A 15,741-nucleotide genomic window follows, 5' to 3' on the forward strand; every position below is an offset into this window, starting at 1 on the left:
CTTGTTTAAAGCCCTTTTCATAAGTTAAGGAATATTATGCTAGCGCTAATTAGAGCTATCATTGTGATCATATTTACGATTTGTGTGTGTGTAGGCGGAAGTATTTACTGCTTATTTAGCCCACGGAATCCAAAACATGTGATGACGTTTGGTCGTATGTTTGGGCGTTTATCCCCAGTGTTTGGCATCAAAATGATTGACCGGGTTCCTGCGAAAGCGAAGGATTATGGCCCAAGTATTTATATTGGTAATCACCAAAATAACTATGACATGGTGACCATGTCGAACGGTGTTCAACCAAGAACGGTCACGGTGGGGAAAAAAAGCCTTGTTATGATCCCGTTTTTTGGTTTTTTGTATTGGATCACCGGTAATATATTGATTGACCGTGGGAATCGTTCTAAGGCGCATAATACCATTTCACAGGTTGCTGAACAGATTAAATCTCGTCAGATTTCAGTGTGGATGTTCCCTGAAGGAACACGCAGCCGTGGTCGTGGTTTACTGCCATTTAAAACAGGTGCATTCCATGCAGCGATTGCGGCGGGTGTACCCATTGTTCCTGTCTGCGTTTCTACGACACAAAATAGAATCAGCTTGAATCGTTGGAATAATGGTCATGTGATTATTGAAATGTTAGATCCAATTGATACATCTAAATATTCTAAAGATCAGGTTCGTGAGCTGTCAGAATATTGCCATGACTTGATGGAAGCTAAAATTAAAGAATTAGATAAAGAAGTCGATGAGCTGAATAAACGCTAATCAAGTGTATTGAAGGTGGGGTGTTATTGAGAGCATCCCACCATTTTATCCCCGTTGTTATTTAACCCACCTGCAATTATCACCACTTGAATTTATTATATTTTAATTATTGATACATATATTTTTAGAATTCCATGTCCTTTCGCGATATGATGGCTCACAAATTTATCACAAGATAAATTATTGAATTCCAAATAGTGGTATCACCAGCACATACTTAAAAATACTCAGATAAGTCACTAATTTTTAATGGTTTATTAAAATAATTTGCTGGTTTTTATTTAGCGGAGAATCTATGTTATTCAGTCGTTGCCGATCATTGTTGATTAGCGGGTTGGCTGTGTGCTTATTACAGGTATCAACTCATGCGAGTGCAGAAGGAACAACCGCACTCCCTGTTCCACCCTTGTTAGAATCCCGTTCGGGACAGCCTCTCTTTTTAACATTACAAAAAATCCATTGGTCTTTTGATGGTAAATATTCGGCAGAGGTTTTAGGGATTAATGGCTCTTATCCAGGACCTACGATCCGCGTTAAAAAAGGGGATGATCTCAAACTTATTTATAGCAACAGGCTACCTGATGCGGTTTCGATGACTATTAGCGGATTACAAATACCGGGTACGCAAATTGGTGGTGCAGCAAGGCAAATTTCGCCAAATGCGGATTGGTCGCCAGTGATCCCTATTCGCCAAAATGCTGCAACGCTTTGGTATCATGCGAATACTCAAGGGAAAATGGGGCAGCAAGTCTACAATGGTCTACTGGGAATGTGGATTATTGATGATGATTCTACCAAAGAGCTACGTTTACCTAAGCATTACGGTGTCGATGATTTCCCTATTATTATTCAAGATAAGCGCTTAGATAATTTTGGAGCCCCTGAATATCACGTTGATGAAAATGGATTCCTTGGGGATACACTCGTGGTTAATGGGGTACAAGACCCTTATATTGAGGTTTCTCGTGGTTGGATACGTTTACGCTTATTGAATGCATCTAACTCTAGACGTTATGTCATGAAAATTAGTGATGGGCGTCCTTTTATCATGATTGGCTCTGATCAAGGATTATTAACGGTTCCCGCGAGTGTTCAAGAGTTGCCGCTTGCGCCAGGAGAACGTCGTGAAGTCCTGATTGATATGGCTAAAACTCAAGAGTTAACGATAACGGCAGGGGAGTCCGCATCGTTAATGGATCGCGTAAAAGGGTTATTTGAGCCTTCTAATAACTTAATCTCGACCAATGTGTTAACCATCAAAGCAACAGGATTAATGTCGCTGGTGACGGATGATGTTCCAAAACAATTAGTTTTGGATACAACGCAAATTACGTCGTCAATCACCAATCGTGATATTCAATTGAATGATCCTGTGGGGATCAACGGTGCAAAATTAGATACCGCTCGTGTGGATATCACCTCTCGCCAAGGTAGCTGGGAGCGTTGGAATGTGAGTAGCCAACAGCCACAGGCGTTCCACATTGAAGGTGTTCGATTCAAAGTTATTAATTGTAACGGTCAACCCGCTCAACCCGATAATTTTGGTTGGAAAGACACAGTTTGGATTGATGGGCGTTGTGAGCTACTTGTTCAAATGATGCAACCATCATATAACCACTTCCCATTCTTGTTTTATAGCCAAAATTTAGAGAAAGCGGATTTAGGCTCCGCAGGGCAATTGGTCATTACACCAGAAGATAGTGCTAACTAATAAAAGATAATGCCCCATTATTTGGGGCTTTATCATTTTCAGCATTAACTTAACGCAACACGCACGCCAAAGGCGACAAGTACCACTCCGAGTACTTTATCCACATATTTTTGGACTTTAGCTAACCCTTTTCTGACAGGGGTGCTTTGAATCAATAAAACTAAAATCGGCCAATAAATCACTGCAAGACCCCAAATAATAAAGGCGAACCACAGCTTTTCTGAGAATGTAGAATCGACACTGAGCACTTGCGTAAAAATGGCTAAGAAGAATAAAGTGGCTTTAGGGTTCAATACATTACATAAGAAGCCTTGCATAAAAGCCTTTTTAAACGTCACATGCTCATGTTGATTGGTAGTCAAATCAATGCGTTGGACTTTTTGTGGCATGAGGCTTTTTAGTCCAATCCAGATTAAATAGGCAGCACCAGCATACTTGAGAATATTAAATAGCCATGGCGTGGTGGTAATCAACACGGCAAGACCTGCCACGCAATAGGACATGTGAAGTGCAATGGCGACGATAATACCGAAGGCGGTCATCATAGCGGCAGAACGTTGGTAGCGTGCTGCGTTTTTGATAATTAAAAAGAAATCTGGACCGGGTGAAACCATGCCAAGGGCGGCAATCGTCGCGACCATGATACTGGTCTGATACATAATGTAATCTCTTTATTTTAGGTTGAACTAAACTGAGTAATAAGGGACTAAAAGCGTTGTAAACATCGTTTAGTGCATTGACTTGATTCGTTTGAGTATAAGGGATTGCGTCGTATTTAAGGAAGATTAAATTTAGTCGACGTAGTATGTCTGTTTCCGTATAGTGTGCACAATTTTTATATTTCGTTTCTAAGGTGGTTAGATGAATATTAGCTTAATCGCAGCAATGGCGTTCGATCAGGTTATCGGCATGGAAAATGCGATGCCTTGGAATTTACCTGGTGATTTGGCGTGGTTTAAACGTCAAACATTGAATAAACCTGTGATTATGGGACGCGTGACTTATGAAGCGTTAGGCCGCCCTTTACCACAGCGTGTTAATATTGTTTTAAGTAGTCAAGCAGGGACTGAAACCGGTGTTATCTGGGTTAAATCCATTGAAGAAGCATTAGAAGCTGCGAAAGCAGTTGAAGGTGCCGATGAAATTATGGTGATTGGTGGTGGCAAGGTTTACCAGCAGTTTCTACCACTCGCCAATAAACTGTATTTGACCCATGTAGATGCGGAAGTGATTGGAGATACACATTTCCCTGCCTATGAACCCGATGAATGGGATTCTATTTTCACTGAGTATCACGAAGCAGACGAAGCGAATAGCCACGGTTTCTGCATTGAAGTTCTGACTCGTCGCGTCTAATCGTTGTTGGTCTAGTCAATAAAAATGGCACTGTTAGGTGCCATTTTACTATCTATCATTTTGGTATCTGAGAAAACACTTACTCTTTACGACGTTTTTGGTGAGATTTTTGTCTATGGAATGTTTTAGTTTCCCAGTGAAGCAGCGTTAAATCTCCTCCCCAGCAACAACCCGTATCCATTGCATACACATGCTCTGGTGTAAATTTACCTTCCAGTGATGCCCAATGACCAAAGAAAATTGAGTAATCTTCAGGGAATTGACTTGGTAGAGAAAACCACGGTTTTAAAGGAGCAGGGGCTTTAGCTGGGCTTTCTTTGCAGTCCATATCCAGCTGACCATTAGGAAAACAATAGCGCAGACGGGTAAGGGCATTCGTACTGTAGCGTAAACGTGCGAGCCCCATTAAGCTCTCAGACCAATTGTTTGGCATATCACCATACATCGAGTCAATAAAAAGTGGGTAGGCATCGCTAGATAAAACGGCTTCCACTTCTCGAGCACACATTTTGGCTGTTTCGAGATCCCACTGAGGGGTTATCCCTGCGTGGGTCATGACCATTTTTTGGTCTTCGTCGACTTGCAACAGTGGCTGGCGGCGTAACCAATTGATTAATTCATCAATATCAGGCGCATTCAGTAGCTCATCAAGATGGTCTTTGGGTTTATTACGGCTAATTTTGCAATAAATACCAATTAAGTGTAGGTCATGATTGCCAAGTACTAATCGTGCAGATGACCCTAAGCTTTTCACGTAGCGCAATACTTGCAGTGAATCGGGACCACGGGCGACAAGATCACCTGTTAGCCATAATGTATCTTGCTGTGGATCGAAACTCACGCTATCAAGAAGTTCCCGCAGCTCACGATAACAACCGTGTATATCACCTACAATATATGTGGACATAATCAATTAATCAGTGTTGGGATGGCGAGACGAAATGCAGGAATATCAACATGGAAGTGATTTCCTTGGTCGCTCAGCATGACGTAATAGCCTTCCATCGTACCCATTGGTGTTTCTAATATTGCACCGCTGGTATAGCGATATTCCTTGCCCGGTAAAATCACGGGTTGTTCGCCAACCACGCCTTCACCTTGCACTTCAGTTTTACGACCATCACTATTGGTAATGAGCCAATACCGGCTCATTAACTGTATCGGGACTCGCCCTACATTACGGATACAAATGGTATACGCAAAGACGAAACGGGCGATCTCAGGTTGGGATTGGCTTTCTATGTAGACACTTTGAACTTGGATGCTCACATTGGGATCATTCAGCATTGTGCCTCCTCAGATTCTCTATTCCGAAAAATTACACAGATAGTTTGCCATCTTACAATAGTGCTCAACAGAGATATTTTCAGCACGTGTACCTGGGTCGATACCCAACTCGGTTAACTGCTCAACACTGAATAAATCCCCAAGACTATTGCGGATAGTTTTACGACGTTGGTTAAATGCTTGAGTCGTAATACGGCTTAATACTTTAATATCCTTCACAGGGTATGGATTTTCCTTGTGAGGGATCAATCTTACTACTGCTGAATCTACTTTTGGTGGCGGGGCAAAAGCGGTTGGTGGAACTTCGAGCACAGGAACAACATTGCAGTAATATTGTGCCATAACACTTAAACGACCATAAGCTTTGCTCCCCGGACCTGCGACTAACCGGTTAACCACTTCCTTCTGTAACATGAAGTTCATGTCGGAAATTTGGTTGGTGAATGTAAACAGGTGGAACATCAACGGGGTTGAGATGTTATAAGGCAAATTACCAAAGACTCGTATTGGCTGTCCAGCTTGTTTTGCCAGTTCACCGAAGTCTACAGTCATCGCATCTTGTTGGATGATGGTCAGTTTATCTTTTAATTGAGGATGGACGTGCAGGCGAGCGGCGAGATCGCGGTCAAGCTCAACTACCGTCATTTTATCCATGCGGCTACCAACAGGTTCAGTTAATGCACCAAGACCGGGACCAATTTCTACAATGGCTTGTCCTGGTTGCGGGTGCATAGCATCCACAATACTGTCGATAATAAATTGGTCAGTTAAAAAGTTCTGCCCGAAACGTTTGCGGGCAAGGTGCCCCTGATGGACTCGATTATTCATGAATTCTTTTGTGTCATTTGGATAGCTAATTTCAATGCGGTGATAAAACTGCCCGCATCGGCTTGACCCGTACCTGCTAATTCAAGCGCTGTGCCGTGATCGACGGAAGTACGGATAAATGGCAGACCAAGGGTAATATTTACCGCTCTGCCGAAACCTTGGTATTTTAACACAGGTAGTCCCTGATCGTGATACATCGCCAATACAGCGTCTGCATCCTCTAAATACTTCGGTTGGAATAAGGTGTCTGCGGGTAACGGACCCATTAAGGTCATACCTTGTTTACGCAGTGTTTCTAGGGCTGGAATGAGGGTATCAATCTCTTCCGTTCCCATATGTCCGCCTTCTCCTGCATGTGGGTTAAGTCCACAAACATAAATATGTGGGTTTTCAATGCCAAACTTAGTTTGCAGATCATGATGCAAAATGGTGATGACTTCATGCAAGCTTTGCTGAGTTATCGCATCGGACACATCTTTTAACGGGAGGTGCGTGGTGGCTAAGGCAACACGTAGCTCTTGAGTTGCGAGCATCATCACAACGCGGTCACAGTGGCTTCTATCAGCAAAAAACTCAGTATGACCGCTGAATGGAATGCCTGCATCATTAATAATGCCTTTGTGAACCGGTCCCGTCACAATGGCAGAGAATTCGCCATTCAAACAACCATCACAGGCACGGGCTAAGGTTTCAGTGACGTATTCGCCATTACGAACATTCAGCTTTCCAGGCTCAGCAGGCACGTTCAACGAAACAGGAACAATGGAAAGGTGACTTGCCATGGACGATTGAGGTTGATCTGCATGATATTCGTGCAGAGTTAATGGCAAGTTGAGCATCTTAGCACGTTGAAGAAGTAAATCCGGATCGGCACAAGCGACGAATTCAACTGGCCATGCTTGTTGAGCCAGCTGAATCAGGAGATCCGGACCTACCCCGGCTGGTTCGCCGGGGGTGATGATAATGGGCTTATTTTGCTTGTTCATCATTAGATTGGCTTTGGCGACCATCGACGATATTCACATAAGCTGCTGCGCGCTGTTCTTGCATCCAAGTCTGCGCTTCTTCGTTAAACTTACGGTTGAACAGTAAACGGTACGCTTGATCTTTCTTCGCCGCATCAGTTTTATCGACACTACGAGTATCTTCTAATTGAATTAAGTGCCAGCCGAAACTTGAAGGAACAGGTTGGCTGATTTCGCCTTTTTTCAGTTTCATTAACGCATCACGGAATGCTGGGTCGTAAACATCTGGCATGTTCCAGCCTAACTCACCGCCTTTTAATGCGCTACCTGGGTCTTCAGAGTTCTCTTTAGCGGCTTCTTCAAATGAAATTCTACCGTTACGGATCTCTTGAGCCAGCTGAGTCAGTTTTTGTCTTGCTGTGGCATCATCCATAATTGGTGATGATTTCAGTAAGATATGACGCGCTTTAACTTCAGTGACGGAAATTGGCTGGTGAGTATCACCACTAACTTCATTTACACGTAAAATATGGAAGCCAACACCAGAGCGGATTGGACCGACGATGTCGCCTTTCTTCGCATTTTTTAGTTCATCAGAAAATACGACAGGCAGTTCTTGCAGACGTGACCAACCCATATTTCCGCCTTTCAGCGCTTGAGGATCCGCGGAGTAGGCAATAGCTAATTTACCGAAGTCAGAGCCTTTTTTCAGGTCGCTTAAGATTTTATCGACTAAAGATTCAGCTTTCGCCAGCTGTTCTGGCGTTGGGTTTTCTGGCAGCGGGATCAGGATATGGCTTAAATTCACGCCTTTTTGCGCGTTCATTTGAGAATCCATTTGGTCCGCTAATGCATCGACTTCTTGAGGTAAAATAGTAATACGGCGGCGAACTTCATTGTTACGCACTTCCGCTAATAGCATTTCTTTACGGATTTCGCTACGGTATTTGGCAATGTTAATGCCATCTGCCGTCAGGCGTTTTTCCATCTGAGGTAAGGTTAAATTGTTTTGGCGAGCAATATCCGCGATAGTGGTATTAACTGCTTCTTCAGGGATATTAATCTGCATTTGGTTGGCCATCTGCAACATGATGTTATCCATAACCAAACGGTCAATGATTTGCTGGCGCAAGGTTTGATCATCAGGAACTTGTTGATTTGCGTTACGCGCATTCAGTTTCACTGTGTTGATCATATTCTGGACGTCGCTTTCCAGTACAACTCCGTTGTTGACAACCGCAGCCACTTTATCCATTTGCTGTGGCGCAGCTAAACTAGCAGAGCTTGCGAACATCAGTCCTAGAATAAGCGTTCTCCAATTCTTCATAATGGTCCTATAAAATTGACTTTTATTCCGCATATGCGGGCTAATCGTGATCGTTATGTTGTTTATTATCAGAAAGCACGTTGATAAGGAATAATACCTTGTTTCAACATCTCCTGACTACCTAAACTATGATTGTTATTTAGGCCTCTAAGTTCCACATTAATTGACCATTTGTTGTCATATTCGCTGTTAAACTTCTCTTTCTGCCAACCGACAATCTTACGTTCATACCCTAAATTGACTGCCCAACAGCACGCATTGTATTGTAATCCGACGAGCTGGCTCGCTGATTGTTGCTGCTTGGTATCATAATAGTAAGAGCCCACAAAGCCCCAGTTGTCACTTAACGGCCAGCTAACCACGGTACCAACTTGTGAAATACCTTGCTGGTACTCAGGGAGTGTATAAGTATAGCCACCAGCGGTATCTTCACGACGGAACGTGGCTTGGATATAGTCACGGTCAACAAAGCGGTAATTCAGCTGAATCAGTCTATCGGCATCAAAGCGATATTCAGTAACCGCATTTCCCATGGTGACACTGCCGAGGCGACGGTCATATTGTAAACCACCACGAATACCCCAGTTTTCATCAATATGCCACATGGCATCGGTTGCCCACATTAATGAACCGGTATCACTCTTGTCATCAATTTTCAGATTTGAGTTACCTGCGCGAGGGCGTTCTAAATAGTAAATTTGCCCAACGGAGAAATTAAATCTCTCAGCTAAGTTTTCATCATAAATACGGGTGGTGACACCGGTGGTGAACTGGTTTGCAGAGGCAATACGGTCTAAGCCACTGTAAATACGATCACGGAACAGACCAGTATAGTCAGACTGTAAGAGTGCGGAGTCGTAGTTATTGATATTGTCCTGATCTTTGTACGGAATATATAAGTATTGGACGCGCGGTTCTAAGGTTTGAACAAAATCACTGCCTTGATATAGGTTACGTTCAAAAACGACCTTTGCATCACTCTTGAACATTGGCAGTACGCGGGTGACATTTTTGTCTAAGCCGCTGTCTTGTCTTACATCAGGAATATCTTGGTCGTAATGGGTTGCCATTAATTTAATGCTGTTATTCATCTGAGCCCAGCCATTGGACAGCGGCATGCTGACTTCTGGCTCGATATGCAAACGCGTCGCATCTGGGTTATTTTCACCTACACTGGTAAAGCGGGCAGCTTGTGCATAGGTATGGAAATCCAACATACCGACGTTATTTTGATAATAGTTAAAATCGATTTGTGGCTCAGCTTTATATGCACGGCGGTTGGGGTCATCAACGAAGACTTGGAATTGTTTATGAGATACTTTCATATTCCAATTGGTATCTGAATAGCCGACATTAAATTTTTGCGTGGCATAACCATCGGTGGTACTACCGTACTGAGAGCTAAAATCAGTAAAGTATTGGCGGTCACTAACCTTGGTATAATCTGCACCAAAGTTCCAGTGTTGAGCAAAGGTGCCTGAATGACGCCAGTAGAATAACCAACGGTCATCGCTGTCACGTGCATCTCGTTTACCATTCTCTTTATCTTTTATATAAGCACGGTCATGGTTGATAAAATCGAAAGCCATGGTGCCTGTACCAGGTGTAATTAAATAACGGAATTCGTTATTTAGTTTAACGCCACGGTGAGTCATAAACTGTGGTGTGATAGTAGCATCGTAATTCGGGGCAATGTTCCAATAATACGGGAGTGTGAATTCCAGCCCGTCATTATTTGAATAGCTTCCCATCGGGATCAAGAAACCAGAACGACGTTTACTACCAATTGGTAGCTGCATATATGGACTATAAAATACAGGGACATCCGCAATACGGAAGCGTGCATGCCAAATCTCAGCCACTTCTTCTTCACGGTCAATAATGACTTCAGAGCCTGCAACGCTCCAGGTATTACTTCCCGGTAAACAGCTGGTGAAGGTTCCGTTTTCCATAATGGAATAGCGGTTTTCACCTCGCATTTTCATTTTTTTCGCTTCACCGCGACCCTGACGACCTACCATCATGTAGTTACCGTCATCAACATCAGTATTTTTGTTATCTAAATTCGACCATGCGGAAGGTCCCTTCAGGATAATCTGAGGGTCATCATAATGAACGTTACCCGTTGCCGTCACTTCACGAACAGGTTCTTCACCGTTTTTTTGGGTTTGCGTCAGTTTGACCTTATCTGCGGTGAGAGTTTGGTTACCCTGTTGAATATCAACATTGCCTGTATATTCGACAAAATTAGGGTATTCCCCAGTGACATCGTTAGCTTGAATTTCAATCGGTAAACTATTGGAGTCGCCAGTGACCAGCGGTTTGTCATAAACAGGCACCCCAAGCATACATTGTGCTGCAAGATCAGCATGTGCTTGCTGGCTATAAATAGCCGCCCATACCATGGTGGCGATTATTGTGGGATAACTTTTTTTCATCATTAAATAAGGAGTCCGTCAAATGGGCACAGTCGGCAAACGCTCAAAGACTATCTTAGCCAATCCGTTTTCGCCAGCATAATATCAAAACTGTGGCGTTCGTTGTTAGCAACTTGTTAGGCTCTTTATCGTTATGCACAAAAGCAGAATGGATAGTATGATAATGCAAAATTGCATTCTGAGCATTGAAGAATTGAGGGATATATGCACTATTGGGGTAAAATTATTGGGGTGATACTCGCTATTGTCTCCGGTTTAGGGTTTTGGGGAGCACTAGCAGGCTTACTCATTGGACACGGTTTTGATAAAGCCTCGGCTCAACGTAAGTTCGCCAGCTCCATCAATAAGCGCGATAGACAAATTATTTTCTTCGCGAGTACCTTCCAAATACTAGGGCATTTAACCAAGTCGAAAGGGCGTGTTACTGAGACAGACATTCAGTTAGCGTCGAATTTGATGGATAGAATGCAACTGCATGGGGAAACGCGTAAAGCGGCTCAGCAAGCCTTTAGAGAAGGGAAATCGCCAGAGTTTCCACTACGTGATGTTTTAAAGCAATTGCGTATGGCATGTTATGGTCGGCATGACCTAATTCAGATGTTTCTGGAAATTCAACTGCAAGCTGCTTTTGCCGATGGCTCATTGCATCCGAATGAAAAGAAAGTGCTGTTAATCATTGCAGAAGAGCTCGGCATTTCCCAAGTTCAGTTCGAACAGTTCTTGAGTATGATTCAAAGCGGTCGTCAGTTTGGTCATGGTTACTCTCAACAGCAGTCTGGGGGATATTATCAGCAAAATAATGGACCGACGCTGGAAGATGCTTGCAAGGTGCTTGGTGTCGCTGTGGATGATGAGCCGACAAAAATTAAGCGCGCATATCGTAAGCTGATGAGTGAACACCATCCGGATAAGCTGGTAGCAAAAGGGTTACCGCCGGAAATGATGGAGATAGCTAAGCAAAAAGCGCAGTCAATTCAAGCCGCTTATGATCTAGTCAAAAAAGAACGAGGCTTCAAATAATTTCCCCACTATATTTTGTACTTCGGTGTTATTGGCTTCGCAGGATTCCCTAGTTACGCAGTTATCTACGTGCCTAGGGATTTATTCAATCGGCATGACCTTGCGGTAGTCTGCGTGATTAGGGATATTCGACGCGACAGTTAGAAGTCTGGCTGGCAAGTAAAATGCATTGGCGTACCATACTCTGGATGTGTGATATAGAGCTCCTGAGCATGTAACTGCAAACGTGGCGCCAATGCTAATGCTTCTTCATGAGCATAGAATCTATCCCCAAGGATTGGATGCCCCAGTGCCAACATGTGCACACGTAATTGATGCGATCGCCCAGTAATGGGGGAAAGTTTAACTCGTGTGGCTTGCTCTTCATATTCCAGAACAAGGTATTCGGTTTGTGCCGATTTACCCGTTTCAAAACAGACTTTCTGCTTAGGGCGATTCGGCCAATCACAAATTAGTGGTAAATCCACCAAACCTTCGGGCTTTTCTAAATGACCCCATACGCGCGCAACATAGTGTTTTTTGGGCTCACGCTCTCGAAATTGGCGTTTGAGTTCCCGCTCAGCGGCTTTGTGCAGCGCAACCACCATTACTCCGCTGGTTGCCATATCCAAACGGTGAACAGATTCAGCAGCAGGGTGATCTCGCTGAATACGGCTCATAATGCTGTCATGGTGCTCAGGGGCTTTCCCTGGCACTGAAAGCAGACCGCTAGGCTTGTTTACTACGATGATATGTTCATCTTGGTAAAGGACATATAGCCAAGGGTCTGTTGGCGGATTATAGGGTAACATTTTTTATCCTTCATTCTTCACGCTGTAACGGTGTTGGCAGCTCTTAGCTACCCTAGTCACATACTTGAGTATGCACCTAGGGATATCTTCGTTTGCCGCCTAGCTACAACGCGAATAATTTTGGCTAATAATAGAGAGATAAAGTCAAAAGCCAAACTATAAATACCTACTTTTTATCCTTCACTCTTCACGCTGTAGCGGTGTTGGCTGCTATCAGCCAGCACCGCTAGTGCCGAGCTACATTCTCTACTGATGCGTGACAACCACGAGGCGAATAGCATCGAGGCGCCATGATGCTTGGTCGATATTGGTCATCAATTGGCGACGCTCTTCTTCGATAATGTCGAGTTCTTCATCACGGATATTCGGGTTAACCGCTTTCAGTGCTTCTAAACGTGACAGCTCAAGAGTTAGAGCTTTATCGGCCGCTTCTTTCGCATTCTCAATAATAGATTTAGCTTCTTTCTCAATCATTGGTTCAGAGAGTCGTAGCACTGAATGCACTTCGTTTTGTACCGCATTGACTAACTTGCTCGCCATATGACGGTTAATTGCATTTAATTGGCGGTTAAAGCTCTCGAATTCCACTTGTGAAGAGAGGTTATTACCTTTTAAATCAATTAATAAACGTACTGGCGTTGCGGGTAGGAAACGACTGATTTGCAGTTGTTTAGGGGCTTGAGCTTCAACCACATAAATCAATTCGGTCAATAATGTACCGACTGGCAATGCTTTATTTTTCAAAACAGACACGGCACAGCTACCGGTATCACCCGATAACACTAAGTCCAAACCGTTACGAATAATTGGGTGCTCCCAACTAATAAACTGTGTATCTTCGCGCGAAAGAGCCTGCTCACGATCAAAGGTGATGGTGCAACCATCTTGTGGTAATCCTGGGAAATCAGGGACTAACATATGATCTGATGGCGTGAGGATAATTAAGTTATCGCTCTTATCTTCTTGATTGATGCCTACGATATCAAATAAGTTCAACGCAAAGTTGACTAACTCAGTTTCGTTATCTCCTTCGCCAATTTCTTCGGCTAGTTGATTACCCGCATCACCACCATTTGAGTGCATTTCCAGCAATCGGTCGCGACCTTGCTCTAACTGGGCTTTCAGTGCATCGTGTTCTTCACGGCAGTTTTTGATAAATTCATCAAACCCGTCAGTGATAGTTGGCTCTGCCATAAATTGCAGCAGTTGCTGATAGTATTTGTCGTAAATAGTACGACCCGTTGGGCAAGTATACTCGAATGCATCTAACCCTTCGTGGTACCAGCGGATCAACACAGATTGCGCAGTATTTTCTAAGTACGGCACGTTGATGACGATATCGCGGCTTTGACCAATACGATCCAAACGCCCAATACGCTGCTCAAGTAGGTCAGGGTTGAATGGCAGATCAAACATCACTAATTGGTTAGCAAATTGGAAGTTACGGCCTTCGGAGCCAATTTCTGAACACAGTAAAACCTGTGCCCCCTCTTCTTGTGAAGCAAAGTAGGCAGCAGCACGGTCACGCTCTAACAGCGATAAACCTTCGTGGAATACCGCGGCGCGGATCCCTTCACGTTCACGCAGAACTTGCTCAAGTTGCAATGCGGTGGCAGCTTTAGCACAGATAACCAGTACTTTTTCGTGGCGATTCGCGGTTAAGAAGCCCATCAGCCATTCAACACGTGGGTCAAAGTTCCACCAAGTGGCGTTTTCGCCTTCAAATTCTTGGTAGATTTGTTCAGGATACAGCATCTCTTTTGCGCGAGTTTCCACATCCTTTTTCGTGCCCATAATGCCAGCGACTTTGATTGCCGTTTGGTATTGAGTTGGCAGTGGCATTTTTAAAGAATGCAATTCACGGCGTGGGAAGCCTTTGACACCATTACGAGTGTTTCTAAATAACAGGCGGCTAGTACCGTGTCTGTCCATCAGCATGTGGATCAGTTCTTGGCGAGCGGCTTGGCTATCATCACCTTCAAGATTCGCAGCTTTCAGTAACGGCTCAATATCTTGTTCTTTAATGAGTTCGTTCAGTATATTTTGCTGATCGTTCGTTAATTTATCGCCAGACAGCAGCAGTGAAACCGCATCTGCGACAGGGCGATAGTTTTCTTGCTCAGCTAAAAACTCTTGGTAGTCGTGGAAACGGCTAGGATCGAGGAGGCGCAAACGCGCAAAGTGACTCTCTTGACCAAGCTGCTCAGGGGTTGCGGTTAATAGCAACACAGATGGAACATGTTCCGCTAACGTTTCAATGACTTGATATTCACGGCTTGGGGCGGTTTCGCTCCATTGCAGGTGATGAGCTTCATCAACCACCATCATATCCCAGCCTGCGTCAACGAGTTGGTCAAAGCGCTGTTTATTACGGCGAACAAAATCCAAAGAACACAGTACTAACTGCTCAGTTTCAAATGGATTATCGCTATCATGTTGCGCTTCACTGTAGCGGCTATCATCAAATAGGGAAAAGCGTAAATTAAAGCGGCGCAGCATTTCGACTAGCCATTGGTGCTGCAAGCTATCCGGTACAATCACTAAGACGCGCTCAGCACGACCCGCCATCAATTGTTGATGGATAATCATACCCGCTTCGATTGTTTTTCCTAAGCCCACTTCGTCTGCCAGTAAAACGCGCGGATGATGACGTTTACCTACTTCGTTAGCAATATGCAGCTGATGAGGGATTAAACTTGCGCGGATACCACGTAAGCCAGTGGCTTGGTGTTTAACTTGTTCGCTTTGGAATTTACGTGCGCGAAAACGCAGAGCGAAGCGATCCATACGATCGATTTGACCCGCGAACAGCCTGTCTTGTGGCTTATTAAACGTCAATTTGCTATCGAGGAAAACCTCTCGCAAACTGACATCCGCTTCTTGGGTGTCTAAGCGCGTTCCGGTATAGGTCAGTAACCCTTTATCTTCTTGAATACTTTCAACTTGTAGCTGCCAACCTTCGTGACTGGTGATGGTATCACCTTCGTTGAACATCACTCGGGTGATGGGCGCATCACTTCGTGAATACAGTCTGTTTTCCCCTGTTGCAGGGAAAAGCAACGTCACCATACGGGCATCAATAGCCACGACGGCGCCTAACCCAAGTTCGCTTTCTGTGTCGCTGATCCAGCGTTGACCAAGAGTAAATGGCATAGGTTTAATTTAATTCCATAATTTTGATTGTTTATTTTTAGATGTTTAAGACAACTAATCGGTGTCTTTGCCCAGTGTTGATATAACGGTTATATACCAA

General features: G+C 44.0%; 13 protein-coding genes. 4 read left to right on the forward strand and 9 right to left on the reverse strand.

Annotated elements, in window-relative coordinates; genetic code table 11:
* Positions 1-36 precede the first annotated feature (36 nt).
* Both PROVALCAL_RS10390 and ftsP read left to right on the forward strand, forming a co-directional pair.
* Positions 37-765 (forward strand): 1-acylglycerol-3-phosphate O-acyltransferase, encoded by a 729-nt coding sequence (locus PROVALCAL_RS10390; protein WP_006662957.1) that lies wholly within the window; start codon positions 37-39, stop codon positions 763-765.
* Between the two features lie 295 nt (positions 766-1,060).
* Entirely contained in the window at positions 1,061-2,476 is a 1,416-nt protein-coding gene (ftsP, locus tag PROVALCAL_RS10395) for a cell division protein FtsP (RefSeq protein WP_039861853.1), read from the forward strand.
* Between the two features lie 44 nt (positions 2,477-2,520).
* On the opposite strand, the gene PROVALCAL_RS10400 is transcribed toward ftsP, so the two are convergent.
* Complete coding sequence (locus tag PROVALCAL_RS10400; RefSeq protein ID WP_006659204.1) at positions 2,521-3,135, reverse strand: LysE family translocator; 615 nt, start codon at positions 3,133-3,135, stop codon at positions 2,521-2,523.
* 202 nt (positions 3,136-3,337) lie between these two features.
* Between PROVALCAL_RS10400 and folA the strand changes: the two genes are divergently transcribed.
* The gene (folA, locus tag PROVALCAL_RS10405) at positions 3,338-3,832 is read left to right on the forward strand and encodes a type 3 dihydrofolate reductase (protein ID WP_006659205.1); all 495 of its coding nucleotides are present in this window, start codon (positions 3,338-3,340) and stop codon (positions 3,830-3,832) included.
* A gap of 79 nt (positions 3,833-3,911) precedes the next feature.
* Here folA and apaH read toward each other — a convergent pair whose 3' ends face one another.
* The 6 genes from apaH to lptD all read right to left on the reverse strand — a co-directional run bounded on the left by apaH (position 3,912) and on the right by lptD (position 10,677).
* Positions 3,912-4,739: a bis(5'-nucleosyl)-tetraphosphatase (symmetrical) ApaH gene (gene apaH / locus PROVALCAL_RS10410; RefSeq protein ID WP_006659206.1), complete on the reverse strand. Its 828-nt coding sequence runs from the start codon at positions 4,737-4,739 to the stop codon at positions 3,912-3,914.
* A 2-nt stretch (positions 4,740-4,741) separates the two neighbouring features.
* Positions 4,742-5,119, reverse strand: coding sequence for a Co2+/Mg2+ efflux protein ApaG (gene apaG, locus PROVALCAL_RS10415; protein ID WP_006659207.1), 378 nt, complete (start codon positions 5,117-5,119; stop codon positions 4,742-4,744).
* A gap of 18 nt (positions 5,120-5,137) precedes the next feature.
* Complete coding sequence (rsmA, locus tag PROVALCAL_RS10420) at positions 5,138-5,947, reverse strand: 16S rRNA (adenine(1518)-N(6)/adenine(1519)-N(6))-dimethyltransferase RsmA (RefSeq protein WP_006659208.1); 810 nt, start codon at positions 5,945-5,947, stop codon at positions 5,138-5,140.
* Positions 5,944-6,936, reverse strand: a complete 993-nt coding sequence (pdxA, locus tag PROVALCAL_RS10425) for a 4-hydroxythreonine-4-phosphate dehydrogenase PdxA (RefSeq protein WP_006659209.1) — start codon at positions 6,934-6,936, stop codon at positions 5,944-5,946. The genes rsmA and pdxA overlap by 4 nt, the downstream gene beginning before the upstream one ends.
* On the reverse strand, positions 6,917-8,239 hold the full coding sequence (gene surA / locus PROVALCAL_RS10430) for a peptidylprolyl isomerase SurA (RefSeq protein WP_039861855.1): 1,323 nt from the start codon (positions 8,237-8,239) through the stop codon (positions 6,917-6,919). The genes pdxA and surA overlap by 20 nt, the downstream gene beginning before the upstream one ends.
* A 68-nt stretch (positions 8,240-8,307) precedes the next feature.
* On the reverse strand, positions 8,308-10,677 hold the full coding sequence (gene lptD, locus PROVALCAL_RS10435) for an LPS assembly protein LptD (RefSeq protein WP_006662962.1): 2,370 nt from the start codon (positions 10,675-10,677) through the stop codon (positions 8,308-8,310).
* A gap of 204 nt (positions 10,678-10,881) precedes the next feature.
* Between lptD and djlA the strand changes: the two genes are divergently transcribed.
* On the forward strand, positions 10,882-11,697 hold the full coding sequence (gene djlA / locus PROVALCAL_RS10440; protein ID WP_006659212.1) for a co-chaperone DjlA: 816 nt from the start codon (positions 10,882-10,884) through the stop codon (positions 11,695-11,697).
* A gap of 140 nt (positions 11,698-11,837) precedes the next feature.
* On the opposite strand, the gene rluA is transcribed toward djlA, so the two are convergent.
* Both rluA and rapA read right to left on the reverse strand, forming a co-directional pair.
* Complete coding sequence (gene rluA, locus PROVALCAL_RS10445) at positions 11,838-12,488, reverse strand: bifunctional tRNA pseudouridine(32) synthase/23S rRNA pseudouridine(746) synthase RluA (RefSeq protein WP_006659213.1); 651 nt, start codon at positions 12,486-12,488, stop codon at positions 11,838-11,840.
* Positions 12,489-12,734: 246 nt separating this feature from the next.
* The gene (rapA, locus tag PROVALCAL_RS10450; protein ID WP_006659214.1) at positions 12,735-15,641 is read right to left on the reverse strand and encodes an RNA polymerase-associated protein RapA; all 2,907 of its coding nucleotides are present in this window, start codon (positions 15,639-15,641) and stop codon (positions 12,735-12,737) included.
* Between the last annotated feature and the right edge of the window lie 100 nt (positions 15,642-15,741).

This window comes from Providencia alcalifaciens DSM 30120 (assembly GCF_000173415.1).
Taxonomy (GTDB): Bacteria; Pseudomonadota; Gammaproteobacteria; order Enterobacterales; family Enterobacteriaceae; genus Providencia; species Providencia alcalifaciens.

Coding starts and splice junctions, on each gene's coding strand:
- PROVALCAL_RS10390 (WP_006662957.1), top strand. CDS start 37: ATGCTAGCGCTAATTAGAGCTATCATTGTGATCATATTTACGATTTGT.
- ftsP (WP_039861853.1), top strand. CDS start 1,061: ATGTTATTCAGTCGTTGCCGATCATTGTTGATTAGCGGGTTGGCTGTG.
- PROVALCAL_RS10400 (WP_006659204.1), bottom strand. CDS start 3,135: ATGTATCAGACCAGTATCATGGTCGCGACGATTGCCGCCCTTGGCATG.
- folA (WP_006659205.1), top strand. CDS start 3,338: ATGAATATTAGCTTAATCGCAGCAATGGCGTTCGATCAGGTTATCGGC.
- apaH (WP_006659206.1), bottom strand. CDS start 4,739: ATGTCCACATATATTGTAGGTGATATACACGGTTGTTATCGTGAGCTG.
- apaG (WP_006659207.1), bottom strand. CDS start 5,119: ATGCTGAATGATCCCAATGTGAGCATCCAAGTTCAAAGTGTCTACATA.
- rsmA (WP_006659208.1), bottom strand. CDS start 5,947: ATGAATAATCGAGTCCATCAGGGGCACCTTGCCCGCAAACGTTTCGGG.
- pdxA (WP_006659209.1), bottom strand. CDS start 6,936: ATGATGAACAAGCAAAATAAGCCCATTATCATCACCCCCGGCGAACCA.
- surA (WP_039861855.1), bottom strand. CDS start 8,239: ATGAAGAATTGGAGAACGCTTATTCTAGGACTGATGTTCGCAAGCTCT.
- lptD (WP_006662962.1), bottom strand. CDS start 10,677: ATGAAAAAAAGTTATCCCACAATAATCGCCACCATGGTATGGGCGGCT.
- djlA (WP_006659212.1), top strand. CDS start 10,882: ATGCACTATTGGGGTAAAATTATTGGGGTGATACTCGCTATTGTCTCC.
- rluA (WP_006659213.1), bottom strand. CDS start 12,488: ATGTTACCCTATAATCCGCCAACAGACCCTTGGCTATATGTCCTTTAC.
- rapA (WP_006659214.1), bottom strand. CDS start 15,641: ATGCCATTTACTCTTGGTCAACGCTGGATCAGCGACACAGAAAGCGAA.